This window comes from Geomonas limicola (genome assembly GCF_014193675.1).
Lineage (GTDB): Bacteria > Desulfobacterota > Desulfuromonadia > Geobacterales > Geobacteraceae > Geomonas > Geomonas limicola.
The window spans coordinates 420,484-433,829 of sequence record NZ_BLXZ01000002.1 but is presented as its reverse complement, the minus strand read 5'-3'; the positions used below and the strand labels follow the sequence as shown (position 1 = coordinate 433,829).

Sequence of the window (13,346 nt, the reverse complement as noted above, 5' to 3'; positions counted from 1 at the left end):
GTCAAAGGTTGAGGTTGAGGTTAAGGAAAACCCGAAGCCCCCGGGATGTGCCGGCGCTTCGCGGGTGTTTCTCACCCTCCCCCTCACCCTCGACCTGTCCCTGAAAGGGACGTACATGCAACCACGCTTCGGCATACGGACCAAGCTGCTCCTATCCATCCTAGCCATACTGCTGGTCTCCTACTCCACCCTGCTCTACTCAACCATGAAGACGCTGAGTGCCTCGGTGCGCAGCGAAATCGACAAGAGCCTCGAGGCGAACCTGAAATTCGCCCGCAGCCAGTACTTCGACCGTTCCGAGATCGTCAAGTATTCGCTTATGCAGTCGACGGTCTCCCACACCCTGCAGCGGAAGATGCGGGAAAGGGACACGGCCTGGCTGGCCGAGCGGCTGGAGCGCTGGCACGGCGTGCTCCCCTTCCTGGAAAACATGGTGGTGCTGGACCCGGAAAAGCGGGTACTGGCCCGGCTGAACAGTCCCGTGCAGGGGGACCTGGGGCGGCTGCCGGCGCTGGTGGATCAGGCACTCTCGAGCGGCCACCCGGTGGTGGCTACCGAGATCCTGAGCCCCGACCTGCTCTGCCAGTTCGGGGCCCGCGACTACTGCTCCGAAAAGGGACGCGAGGCCCTCGCGGTCGCGGTGGCCGTACCGGTCCTCGGGGCGCACGGCGACGTCCTCGGCTGCATCTTCACCGCCGACATCCTGAACCGGCAGCCCAGTCTCCCCTCCCCGATGCGCCAGGTCTTCGGCAGCGACGTCGAGGTGAGCATCACCCAGGAGGGGGAACGGATCGCCAGCAGCCTGCCGCGCGACAGCGCCACGAAGAATGCGCTGGATCCACGCATCATCGACCTATTGCAGCGCGGCGAGGGGTACCGCGGCGAGGCCGAGATCGGCAACCGGGTATTCGAAACGGCCATCGAGCCGCTTTTGAACAGCAAGGGGGAGTTTGTCGGTTCGCTGTCGGTAGCGGTCTCCAAGGAGAGCTTCAAGCGGATCCGGCGCGAGAGCCTGCAGAACATCCTCGCCTCGGCATTTCTGGGGATACTCCTCTCCTTTGCGCTCGCCTTCATGGCCTCGCGGACCCTCGCCGGGCCGCTGCGCCAGCTCGCCGCCGGGGTGCGCCGCGTCACCGACGGGGACCTGGAACAGCGTGTGGAGGGGAAGTACAACGACGAGGTCGGCATCCTGGCCGGCTGCTTCAACTCGATGGCCGACGCGCTCAGGGAACGCGACCGCATCATCAACGCGAAGACCGAGGACCTCCAGGAGTTGAACGAGCAGCTCGAGAAGAAGGTGGTGGAGCGCACCGGTGCCCTCGCAACCGAGATGCGGCGCCTGGAGGCGGTGCTGACCAGCATGGTGGAAGGGGTGGTGGTGACCGACCGCAGCAACCGGGTGGTCCTCTTCAACCCGGCCGCCCAGCGCCTCTTCGAGCTGGTCCCCTTCCAGGTGGTGGGGCAGACCATCGAGCAGGTCTGCACCATGGGGGGGTTCGAGAGCCTCGTCCCGCGCATCCACGAGCTGAACCGGGAGACCGGATCAAGCGGCAGCAAGGAGGACCTCGAGGTCGAGGGGAAGCGGCTGACCTGCTACCTCTGCACGCTCACCGACGAGGCCGGGGACTACGCCGGCATCGTCATCTCGGTGCGCGACGTCACGGTGGAGCAGGAGGTGGACCGGATGAAGACCGAGTTCATCTCGACGGTCTCCCACGAGCTGAAGACCCCGCTCACCTCGATGAAGGGGTCCCTGCAGCTGCTTTTGACCCGGGGGAAATGGCTTACCGATACCGAGCGCCAGCTCCTCACGGTCTGCTTCCGCAACACGCAGCGCCTGATCCGGCTGATCGGCGAGATCCTGGACATCTCCGGCATCGAGTCCGGCGGCATGATCTTCAACTTCCGCCCGGTCTCCATCGGCGAGGTGAGTGTCTACGCCATCGAGGAGATCAAGTCCTACGCCATGGGGCGGGACATCAGCATCGTGAACACCATCGGCGAGCACCTGCCCCAGGTCTACGGCGACAGCGACCGGTTGATCCAGGTGCTCACCAACCTGTTGTCCAACGCCGTCAAGTTCTCCCCCGAAGGGAGGGTGGTCACGGTGAGCGCGGAGCAGGACGGCAATTACCTAGTAGTCTCGGTGGCGGACCGGGGCACCCCGATCCACCCCTCGGAACGCGACAAGCTGTTCAAGAAGTTCCAGCAGATCGAGAGTATCGAGCGCGGCAGGTCGCAAGGGACGGGGCTTGGCCTCGCCATCTGCAAGGAGATCGTCGAGCGCCACCACGGGCGGATCTTCTACACCGCGGCCAAGGAGCAGGGCAATACCTTCAGTTTCACCGTACCGGTCATAGGAGAGGAAGATGGCAAAGGATAAGATTCTCATCGTGGACGACGAGCCCGATATCGCGCTGATCCTCAAGCTGCAGCTCGAGGACGCGGGGTACGAGACGGTGCGGGCGCGCGACGGCGTGGAAGCGCTCGAGGCGCTGGACAAGGAGCGCTTCTCGCTCATCATGCTGGACATCAAGATGCCCCGCATGGACGGCCTGCAGGTCCTGAGCAAGATCGGCGGCGAGCAGACACCGGTGGTGATGATGACCGCGCACGGCAGCGAGGACATTGCGGTCAACACGCTGCACAAGGGTGCCCTCGACTACATCTCCAAGCCCTTCTCCACCGACGACATGCTGCAGAAGGTGAAGCGCGCCATCCAGCAGGACCGCGACCGCAAGGAGCGGGTGCGCCTGGCACAACAGCTGGACGAGGAGCGCCGCAAGATGGAGGCCGTGCTCCAGGGGATGGCCGATCTCCTGCTCGCGGTGGACACCAGGGGCGAGATCATCACGGTGAACCGCAAGGCGCAGTCCATCCTGGGGGAGGAGCTGCTGGGCAAGACCCCGGAAGAGGTGCTGAAGGCCGAGGTCCCCGCGGGGGAGCTCCCGAGCCGCACGGTGCTGCGTACCGGCGAGGCCTCCCTCGACGTCGCCTACACCATGCTGGCCGGCTCCCGTGACATCCCGGTCCTCTCCAGCGCAGCCCCCCTGAGAAACGCCGCCGGCGAGCTGGTGGGGAGCGTGGAGATCATCCGCGACATCTCCAAATTAAAAGAGCTGGAGCAGGAAAAAGAGGACTTCGTCTCCATGCTCTCCCACGACCTCAAGTCGCCGATCACCGCCGTGGTCGGCTCCATCGACCTGGTGCGCGAGGCGAAGCTCGGCCCGGTGAACGAGGAGCAGTGCGAGTACCTGGACGCCGCGGTGGAGAGCTGCGAGGAGATGGTGGAGATGATCGACACCCTCCTGGGGATCCACAAGTTCGAGGCGGGCAAGATGCGGCTCAACTTCAAGGACGAGGACCCGGCGCTCCTGGTTACCCGCGCGGCCTCCAAGTTCCAGACCCAGGCCCAGCGCGGCGGCATCCGGCTCTTCGGCACCCTGGCCGAGGGGCTCCCCAAGGTCTCCCTGGACCGCAACTCCTTTGCCCGCATCATGGGGAACCTGCTCTCCAACGCGGTGAAGTTCACCCCGGAAGGGGGCGAGATCGAGGTCGCCGCTGACCTGGTCCCGGAGGTAGCTGCGCTGGTCGCCGGTATCCCGGAGCAGACCTATGCCCGGAAGGACCTGCCGGGAGAGGGGAGCTTCGTGCGGATCCGGGTGCGCGACACCGGGGTGGGGATCCCGGAGGACTCGCTCGGGACCATCTTCGACCGGTTCGTGCAGGCCAAGAACCGGCGCCTGGGCAAGACCCGCGGCACCGGCCTCGGGCTCGCCTTCTGCCGCAAGGCGGTGGACGCCCACGGCGGCTACATCTGGGCCCAGAGCAAAGCGGGGGAGGGGAGCCTCTTCACGCTTCTCCTGCCGGCCCTGCCCGAGGACGAGGAGTAGCTGGTACGGTCGCATTTTAATGTGACAGTCAGAAACATTTCGCGAAAAAATCGTAACTTACCGGATTTGCAACCGGCGAGCTTTAGGTTACAGTATCTGGGGCTCATGAACGGGATCATAGGTTGTCGCCGCAAAGGCGGCGGGAACCGTTTGGGTCCAGAGCGAGGGGCGAAGGAGCAGGCAACGGCAGCGAAGAGTCGAGGGCCCGGTGAGGCGCCTGGCGGGAGAGGTTCAGCGCGGCAGCCAAGGCGGTTTGGCCGAAGCTGGCGATGAGGGTGGAACATGACAGCTGCACCCACGCGAAAACCTCGAATGAAGCAGGGCAAAGGAGGGGGCATGGCACCAGAGGGAGAAGCGAGCTATCGCGCGATGTTCGAGACGAACCCCCTGCCGATGTGGGTCTGCCATCGGGAGAGCCTGAAGCTCCTGGCTGCCAACGAGGCTGCGCTTGAACTCTTCGGCTACCAGCGGGACGAGTTCCTGGAGCTGTCGCTGCCGGCGCTCGACCCGGAGCGCTCCACCCCCGCCGCCAACCCGGACGGCATGTCGCTGGCACGGCACCTTCGCAAGGACGGCTCTCCCGTCGAGCTGAAGCTCCTGTGGCACCCGGTGGTGTTCCGGGGCGAGCGGGCCTTCCTGGTGCTCGGTTTCGAGTCGGCGGAACAGGGGCACATCGCCCTTTTGGAGCACCGGGTGAGCCAGCTGGCTTCCCAACTCGAGGCGGCGCAGCGCGAGCTGGAGACCTTCAGCTACTCAGTCTCCCACGACCTGAGGGCGCCGCTGCGACACATCGACGGTTTCAGCAAGGCGCTTTTGGACGACTACGAGGAAAAGCTAGACGAGCAGGGGATCGAGTACCTCTCCCGGATCTGCCAGGCGGTGGGGAAGATGTCCCAGCTCATCGACGCGCTGCAGCAGCTCTCCCGGGTTTCGCGAGCGGAGCTCACCCGCCAACCGGTGAACCTGAGCACCCTGGCCCAGGTGATACTGCTGGAGTTCAAGGTCGCCAACCCCGGGCGCAAGATCGAGTACCAGGTGGCCGAAGGGGTGAGCGCCGAGGCAGACCCGCGCCTGACCCGGCAACTCTTCGAGATCCTGATCGGCAACGCCTGGAAGTTCTCGTCCAAGGAGCGCCAAAGCCGCATCGCCTTCGGCGTCCAGGACCATGAGGGGGAGACCGTCTACTTCGTCAAGGACAACGGCGTCGGTTTCGACATGGCCTATGCCGACAAGCTGTTCTCTGTTTTCCACCGTCTGCACCGCGTCGATGAGTTCGAGGGGAGCGGGGTGGGGCTCGCCATTGCCCAGCGCATCGTGCGGCGCCACGAGGGGCGTATCTGGGCCGAGAGCGCACCGGGGCAGGGTGCCACCTTCTATTTCACGCTGTAGGGCGTAGCGTCTAACCACAGGAAGTACATGAAGAAAGAACTCAAAGTCTTGCTGGTGGAGGATTCCCTGGAGGACAGCCTGCTCTTGGAGCGCGAGCTGGCCCGGGGTGGTTATCAGCTGGCCAGAAAGCAGCGGGTAGAAACCGCCGTCGACCTGCGCCAGGCACTCCAGGATGAGAAGTGGGACATCATCCTCTCCGACTACCGGATGCCCTCCTTCGATGCCCCGGGCGCACTGGAGGTCTTGCACCAGTCGGGGCAGGACATCCCGTTCATCATCGTCTCCGGAAAGATCGGCGAAGACCTCGCGGTCGCCGCCATGAAGTCCGGTGCCAACGACTACCTGATGAAGGGGAACCTGGCGCGCCTGATCCCCGCCGTCGAGCGCGAGCTGCGCGAAGCCGAGGTGCGCCGGCACCACAAGGTGACCCAGGAGGCGGTGCGCCGGGGCAAGGCGGAGTGGGAAGCGGTCTTCGACGCCGTATCGGACCTCATCGTCATCACCGACGCCGACGGCATCGTCTCGCGCTGCAACGGCCGGGTGAAAAACTACTTCCCCGGCGGCTACGAGGCGATCATCGGCCGGCGCATCGACGAGGTCTTCTTCGGAGACGCCCAGCCCGAGGGGCAGGTCTTCCGCTTCGTGCACAGCATGCAGAGCGAGGTGGACGAGGACATCACCTTCCCCAACCTCAAGGGGTGGTTCAACGTGGCGAGCTACCCGATGCGCTTCGAGGGCGCGGAAGGGGTGGACCGCGCCGGTATCGTCTTCATCATCAAGGACATCACCAAGCGCCGCCAGGTCGAGGAGGAGAAACGGACCAGCGACCGCGAGCTGCTCACCCTCTACGCCGTCGCCTTCCGGCTCCAGTACGGCCAGGGGCTCGACAAGGTGATGGGCGATCTCCTGTTCCAGCTGCACAACATGCTGCAGATGGAATTTTCCTGCATCCACTTCTGCGAGGGGCCCCGGCTCAGGATCCGCGCCTCGCTCGGGATCTCACCCGCCTTCGAAAAGGCGATCGAAGTCATCCCCAAGGCCGCCAACTGGAACCAGCTGGTGCAGACCGGGCGGCCCTTCCGGGGCGAGCGGCCGGACGACCGCTTCCCGCCCAAGGCCAGAGCCGCAGCCGTCGGCATGGGGGTGCACTCCTGGTGCGCGGTGCCGCTGAAGATCGGTCCGGAGGTCATGGGGGTGATGACCGTCGGCACCTGCTCGGAGCGCACCTTCAGCGAGCGCGACGTCTTCCTGTTGAGCTCCATCGCCGGCCAGCTCGCCGTTCTCATCGAGAACTACAACCTCTACGACCGGATGAAGGAAAAGGCGGAGGAACTCTTCCGCAGCAAGGAGGAGTTGCGGGAGAACCTGCAGCAGGTGAAGCGGGCCAACGAGGAGTTGGGTCGGCTCAACACGGTGAAGAACAACTTCATCGGGATCGCCTCGCACGAGCTGAAGACCCCGATCACCTCGATCATGGGCGGGGTCGAGTTCCTGCTCAAGTATTCCGGGATCCAGATGACCCCCGAGCAGCACAACATCTTCGTTTCGGTCTACGAGGGGACGGTGCAGCTGCGCAAGCTGGTGGAGGACCTCCTCTCGATTTCCCGCCTGGAGACCCTGGGGACCCTGCCGGTGAAAAAGCCGGCGAGCCTGATCAGGCTCTGCCGGGAGGCTCACGACCTCTTTGCCTTGCCGCTTTCCGAGCGGCGCATCTCGGTGCGCATCACCGGGGACGAGGCCGAGGTGCCGGTTGACGAGGGGTTTGCGCTCCTGGCGGTGAAGAACCTGCTGGAAAACGCCATCAAGTTCACCCCCGACGGCGGGGACGTCATGCTCAGCGGCAAGGCGCTCAGGCAGGAAGATCTGGGGGGGCTGGCCAAGAAGGTGCGCCACTTCTACCACGGTTTCCCCAAGAACCTGCAGCAGGTCGGCCACTGGTACCTCCTGCAGGTGAAGGATTCCGGTATCGGCATCCCGCACGAGGAGCTGGTGCGGATCTTCGACAAGTTTTACGGGGTAGGGGACATCGGTCACCACAGCTCCGGCGCCACCGCCTTCATGTCCAAGGGATCCGGCCTGGGGCTCTCCATCGTGCACGGCATCATGGACGTGCACAAGGGCATGGTCTGGGTGGAGAGCAAGGAAGGGCAGGGGAGCACCTTCTCGCTGCTCTTCCCGATGGAGTGAGAGAATCAGGGATCAGGGACTAGGGAAGAACAGGGGTTAGGGCGTAGGGATCAGGAGCAGGGAAAGAAGCTGAAGTCTCAAAGAGGCCCTTTTCGCTCCTTCGTCTAAAGCCCTAGTCCCTAGTCCCTGCCTTTAAGCCCCAGTCCCTGCCTTTAAGTCCCCAGTCCCTAGCCCCTAGTCCCTGCCTTTAAAGAGGCTTCCCATGCCCTCAGCCGTCACCCTCAGCCAGATCACCAAGAGCTACGGCAGTTTCACGGCCGTGGACCGTTTCTCGCTCGAGGTCGAGCGCGGCACGGTGTTCGGGCTCCTGGGTCCCAACGGTGCCGGCAAAACCACCCTCATCAAGATCCTCACCACCCTGATGCGCCCCAGTTCCGGTGACGCCACAGTCGAGGGGTTCAGCGTGCTCAGCGCCGGCAAGGAGGTCAGGCGGCGCATCGGCGTGGTCCCCCAGGAAAACAACCTGGACCGCTACTTGACCGCCCGTGAGAACCTGATCCTGCACGGCCGGCTGCACGGCATGAAGCCCGCCGAGTACAACCCGCGCATCGACGAACTCCTCGAGATGACGGGGCTCGCCGGGCGCCAGCACGACTTCCCCGACACCTTCTCGGGCGGCATGCAGCGGCGCCTGGTGGTGGCGCGCGCCCTGGTGCACGAGCCGCGGGTCCTCTTCCTGGACGAGCCGACCACCGGGCTCGACCCGCAGTCCCGCCGGGCCCTTTGGGAGCACATCCGCCGCCTGCGCCACACCATGACCGTCTTTCTCACCACCCACTACATGGACGAGGCCGACGCCCTGTGCGACCGGATCATGATCATGGACCACGGCGAGAGCCTGGCCGACGGCAGCGCGGCCCAGTTGAAGGACGCCTTCTCGCGCGCCCACACCTACGAGGTCGACTTTCGCGGCGACGCAAGCGGCTTCCGGGAAATCCTGGAGGAACTCCCCTTCGTGCGCTCGGTCGAACAGGAAGGTGCGACCTTCCGGCTCACCCTCTCCGGCGAGGACGCCTTGAAGCCCTTGATCGACTCGCCGGTGGGCCGCCAGATTCGCAAGATATGCCTCCTCGAGCCGAGCCTCGAGGACGTCTTCATCGCACTCACCGGCGAGAAGGTGCGGGAGTGATTGAGTTTCTCCCCCGCCCGCAAGGGGAGGGGGAATGCCGTAGAACCTGGAACGTTAGTTGTTTTTCGGGGAGTGTATGCTGCGCGGAGCCTTCTCAATCTGGGGCAGGGACATGCTGGTGCTCAGGCGCGGCATCATCTCCGAGCTCGTTTCGGTGGTCGCCTACCCGCTCACCCTGTACCTGGCCTTCGGCTTCGGGCTCAAGGGGTACATCTCCAACGTGGACGGCATCCCGTACCCGCTCTTCATAGCTCCCGGCCTCATCTCCATGACCGCGGTAAACGCCGCCTTTGACGAGAGCTCCTGGAGCATGTGGTTCCACCGCCGGGTGCAGCGCACCATCGAGGAGTACCGGGTCACGCCGGTCACGGTCTACGACATCGTCATCGGCAAGATCTTCTCCGGTTTCAGCCAGGGTGCCATCAAGGGATCCGTCGTCTTCCTGGTGATCCTTCTGCTCACGCCGTTTCGCATCGACTTCAGCCACCTGCCGGCCTACCTGCTCTGCCTGGCGCTCGCCTCCATGACCTTCTCCTGCCTGGGAACCATCTGCGGCACCGTCATCGACAAGCCCGAGAACATCGGACGGGTGCAGTCGGTGGTCATCGTACCGCTCATCTTCATGGCCGGGATCTTCTTTCCGCTTACCTCCTATCCCGCTGCCGTCCTCCCCGTAGTCCGGCTGCTGCCCACCACTGCCGTCTTCGAAGGAGCCCGGGGCGCCCTGCTTTTTGGAGCCGTTCCGCCACTCTATCTGATCAACCTGGTACTCACTGCCGGCATCTGCTTCATCCTTGCTGTGTATACCTTTAACCGCAAGATGGCAGAGTAGGCGATTGTTCTTGAGTTTAACTTCCCTTTCATAGTAAAGTTTGGCTGTTTCCCCAAACCTTTTTCCTCCTGGATACCGTGGAGTGCCGTCATAGGGGATCCCGGTAACCCAAGCGTTCTGTCGCTTCTGAGCTTACGTCACTTTTGGTGAGAATATCCGTTCCCCCCCGAAGCCGATGAACCTCCCACCGCACATAACGCTTTCCAGGTCAGATTGGAGACATCATGGCTGAAGAGTTCGTACCCAAATGGATCGCCTGGGAGACCACCCAGCGCTGCAACCTCAAATGCGTGCACTGCCGCTGCTCGTCCGAGCTGACCTCCTCCGAGGGTGATTTCACCACGGAAGAAGGGAAGAACCTGCTGAAGGAGATCTCCGAGTTCTCCAAGCCGGTCGTGGTTCTCTCCGGCGGAGAGCCGCTCATGCGCCCCGACATCTTCGAGCTGGCCGCCTACGGCACCTCGCTCGGCCTCAGGATGTGCATGGCGACCAACGGTGCGCTGGTCACCGACGAAGTCTGCGAGAACATGAAGAAGGCCGACATCAAGATGGTGTCGCTCTCCCTGGACGGCTCGACCGCCGAGGTGCACGACAACTTCCGGCAGTGCCCGGGCTCCTTCGAGGGCGTGGTGCGTGCCGCCGGTCTCTTCAGGAAGCACGGCCAGAAGTTCCTGGTCAACTCCTCCTTCACCAAGCGTAACCAGCACGACATCGCCAACACCTTCAAGGTAGCGAAGGGGCTTGGTGCCACCGCCTGGTACATGTTCATGATCGTCCCGACCGGCCGTGGCGAGGAGATCATGAACGAGCTGATCTCCAAGGAAGACTACGAGGAGATCCTCGACTGGCACTACCAGCAGGAGAAGATGGAGGACGACATCCTGATGCGTCCCACCTGCGCGCCGCACTACTACCGGATCGTGCCGCAGAAGGCCAAGGCCGAGGGGACCAAGTTCGAGCGCCGTTCGCTCACCTTCTCCACCGGAGGCGGCAAGGGGTGCATCGCGGCCCAGACCATCTGCCTCATCGACTGCTACGGGAACCTGAAGCCCTGCTCCTACTTCCACCGCACCGCCGGCAACGTGAAGCAGACCCCGTTCCGCGAGCTCTGGGAGAACTCCGAGATCTTCCAGAACCTGCGCGACTTCAAGAGCTACAAAGGGAAGTGCGGCCAGTGCGAGTACCTGAACGTCTGCGGCGGCTGCCGGGCCCGTGCCGATGCGGTGCACGGCGACTATATGGAAGAAGAACCGTTCTGCAACTACGTCCCCATCCGCATCCAGCGCGAAGAGGGGAACAAGTAGCGGGTTGATGTTGAGGTTGCGGTTCGTTAAAAGCCCAACCGCGAGCTGAAGTTTGGAATCACCCGATCGGTCCGCTCTGTCACATCGGTATGATCGGTCGCATGTCTTATTAATCACTCAGTGAGGAGGATATTCGATGAACACAAGATTCTTGGACGCCTGTTGGGGGAAACCGGTTGACGTGGTACCGGTCTGGCTGATGCGTCAGGCAGGGCGTTATCTCCCCGATTACATGCGGGTTCGTTCCAAATGCACCTTCCTCGAACTCTGCAAGACCCCGGAACTGGCCACCGAAGTAACCGTACAGCCGGTGGACATCCTGGGCGTCGACGCGGCGATCCTCTTCTCCGACATCCTCACCCCCATCGAGCCGATGGGCATGAAACTCGACTTCGTCCCGGGGCCGGTCTTCGAAAAGCCGATCCGCACCATGGCCGACGTCGAGGCGCTCAAGATCCCGAAGATGGAGACCGACGTCCCCTACGTGCTGGACGCCGTGAAGATGCTCCGCAAGGCGCTCGCCACCAAGGTGCCCCTCATCGGCTTCGGCGGCGCCCCCTTCACCCTGGCCTGCTACATGGTCGAGGGTAAAGGTTCCAAGGACTTCGCCGCACTGAAGAAGATGATGTACGCCGAGCCGGAGATCTACGCTGCCCTCATGGAGAAGATCACCACCATGGATATGGAGTACCTGAACGCCCAGATCGCAGCCGGCGCGCAGGCGATCCAGATCTTCGACACCTGGGGCGGCATGCTCTCCCCGGCTGACTACGAGCGTTACGTGCTGCCGTACACCCAGCGCCTGATCAACGGCCTGAACCGCACCAACGTTCCGGTCATCCACTTCGTGAAGGGCGCCGGCACCATGCTGGACATCGTCAAAGAGGCCGGCGGCGACGTGATGGGCCTCGACTGGCACATCAACCTCGGCAAGGCCCGCGACATCCTGGGCGACATGGCCGTCCAGGGGAACCTCGACCCGACCGTGCTCTTCGCTCCGAAAGAGATCATCGAGCGTGAAGTGAAGCGCGTCCTCGACGAGAACGCCGGACGTCCGGGGCTCATCTTCAACCTGGGTCACGGCATCCTGCCGACCGTCCCGCCCGAGAACGCCATCTACATGGTCGAGTGCGTACACCGCCTCAGCCAGAAGTAGTCGCAAAGCATGAAGCCCAAAAGGGCGGCCCCAGGGCCGCCCTTTTTTTTCATTTCCTGAGTGTCCCAGGTTCCCTCTCCCCTTGCGGGAGAGGGTCAGGGTGGGGGAATGCGCCACTTCACGGTTGAAGGCAGCTTTAATTCATTACCAAACTTCTGAGTGCTCAATGAACTGGCTGGTTTACCTCATACGGTGCAGCGACGGCACCCTTTACACCGGCATCACCACCGACATCGAGCGGCGGTTGCGCGAGCATGCGACGGGGAAGGGGGCCAAGTACTTTCGCGGCCGCGAGCCGGTCGAACTCCTCTACCTGGAGGAAGGACACGACCGAAGTAGCGCGAGCAGGCGAGAAATAGCCATTAAACGGCTGAAGCGGACGGAAAAGGATCTGCTCCCCGCCTCGGCCCCCAACTTGCTCTCCCGGCCCGATTTCGCGCTCTCCTGGTCACCGCTCCGGAGCGAGGACCCAATCAGGCAAGACCCAGCCGCAACAGCGCCGTAAGCGTAGCCGCGCTCACCACCCCCCAGAGCACGATACCCTGCACCAAGGGCCGCACGCCAACCTTTCCCAGCACCTCCCTGCTCAAACCAGCTCCGACCAGGAAAAGCGTCACCACCAGGCATTGCCGCGCGGTTGCCGCCAGTCCCGCCCAGAGTTCCCCGTACTGGGGCACCAGCGTCCGCAGGGCCGCGGCCAGTACGAACCCGATGATGAACAGCGGTACGTGCAGCTTCCGATCCGCTCCATTGAACGCAGCGACCGCCAGTACCACCGGGGTGATCCAGATGGCCCGGGTCAGTTTCACCGTGGTCCCGGTGGCGAGCGCCTGGCTGCCGAAGGCCGCAGCAGCCCCGACTACACTGCTGGTATCGTGGATGGCAAGCCCGGCCCAGGTCCCGAAGGTCGCCTGGTTCAGCTGCAACAGGTGGCCGATCATCGGGAAAAGCAGCAGCGCCACCGAGTTCAAGGTGAAAACGGTGGCCAGCGCAACGGCGGTCTCTTCGTCCTTCGCCTTCAGGGACGGAGCAAGAGCTGCAATGGCGCTGCCGCCGCAGATGGCGGTTCCCGCAGAAATAAGGGCCGAGGTATTGGGTCCAACCTTGAGAACGTGACCCAGCAGGAAGCCCGTCAGCAGGGTAAAGCTGATCCCGACCACGCTGAAAACCAGCGAGGACTGCCCGGTCTGCACCACTTCTTTGATGCTCATGCCGAATCCGAGACCGACCACCGAAAGCTGCAGCAGGTTCCGGCTCCACAGCGAGGAACGCTGGGGCCAGGGATTTCCCAGCACCAGTCCTACCGCTGCCCCCATGACCAAGGCGAGCGTAGTGCTCGTTCCCGGAACTGCACTCACCGCCAATCCTGCCAACAATGCGATCTTTGCTATCTGTCGTTGCATTTTCCCCTCCACGACTCAAGAAACTGATTGCATAATACAGCTGCTTCTATATA

General features: G+C 63.4%; 10 protein-coding genes. 9 read left to right on the top strand and 1 reads right to left on the bottom strand.

Annotated features, from left to right (window positions below; all coding sequences use genetic code 11):
• Window positions 1–115: 115 nt before the first annotated feature.
• The 9 genes from H7688_RS05675 (at window position 116) to H7688_RS05635 (ending at window position 12,395) form a co-directional block, all read left to right on the top strand.
• Entirely contained in the window at window positions 116–2,383 is a 2,268-nt protein-coding gene (locus tag H7688_RS05675; RefSeq protein WP_183360092.1) for an ATP-binding protein, read from the top strand.
• Window positions 2,370–3,893 (top strand): ATP-binding response regulator, encoded by a 1,524-nt coding sequence (locus tag H7688_RS05670; RefSeq protein WP_183360091.1) that lies wholly within the window; start codon window positions 2,370–2,372, stop codon window positions 3,891–3,893. The genes H7688_RS05675 and H7688_RS05670 overlap by 14 nt, the downstream gene beginning before the upstream one ends.
• A gap of 336 nt (window positions 3,894–4,229) precedes the next feature.
• Entirely contained in the window at window positions 4,230–5,282 is a 1,053-nt protein-coding gene (locus tag H7688_RS05665) for a sensor histidine kinase (protein WP_183360090.1), read from the top strand.
• Between the two features lie 27 nt (window positions 5,283–5,309).
• Window positions 5,310–7,469, top strand: a complete 2,160-nt coding sequence (locus H7688_RS05660) for an ATP-binding protein (protein WP_183360089.1) — start codon at window positions 5,310–5,312, stop codon at window positions 7,467–7,469.
• 202 nt (window positions 7,470–7,671) lie between these two features.
• Window positions 7,672–8,598 (top strand): ABC transporter ATP-binding protein, encoded by a 927-nt coding sequence (locus H7688_RS05655; protein WP_183360088.1) that lies wholly within the window; start codon window positions 7,672–7,674, stop codon window positions 8,596–8,598.
• Window positions 8,599–8,674: 76 nt separating this feature from the next.
• Window positions 8,675–9,430, top strand: coding sequence for an ABC transporter permease (locus H7688_RS05650; protein ID WP_183360087.1), 756 nt, complete (start codon window positions 8,675–8,677; stop codon window positions 9,428–9,430).
• A 224-nt stretch (window positions 9,431–9,654) separates the two neighbouring features.
• Window positions 9,655–10,734 (top strand): radical SAM/SPASM domain-containing protein, encoded by a 1,080-nt coding sequence (locus H7688_RS05645; RefSeq protein ID WP_183360086.1) that lies wholly within the window; start codon window positions 9,655–9,657, stop codon window positions 10,732–10,734.
• A 136-nt stretch (window positions 10,735–10,870) separates the two neighbouring features.
• A complete protein-coding gene (gene hemE / locus H7688_RS05640; RefSeq protein WP_183360085.1) occupies window positions 10,871–11,890 on the top strand; it encodes a uroporphyrinogen decarboxylase in 1,020 nt (339 codons plus the stop codon).
• Between the two features lie 166 nt (window positions 11,891–12,056).
• Entirely contained in the window at window positions 12,057–12,395 is a 339-nt protein-coding gene (locus H7688_RS05635; protein WP_183360084.1) for a GIY-YIG nuclease family protein, read from the top strand.
• Here H7688_RS05635 and H7688_RS05630 read toward each other — a convergent pair.
• Window positions 12,364–13,293: a YeiH family protein gene (locus H7688_RS05630; protein WP_183360083.1), complete on the bottom strand. Its 930-nt coding sequence runs from the start codon at window positions 13,291–13,293 to the stop codon at window positions 12,364–12,366. The two genes, H7688_RS05635 and H7688_RS05630, sit on opposite strands and share 32 nt — an antisense overlap.
• Between the last annotated feature and the right edge of the window lie 53 nt (window positions 13,294–13,346).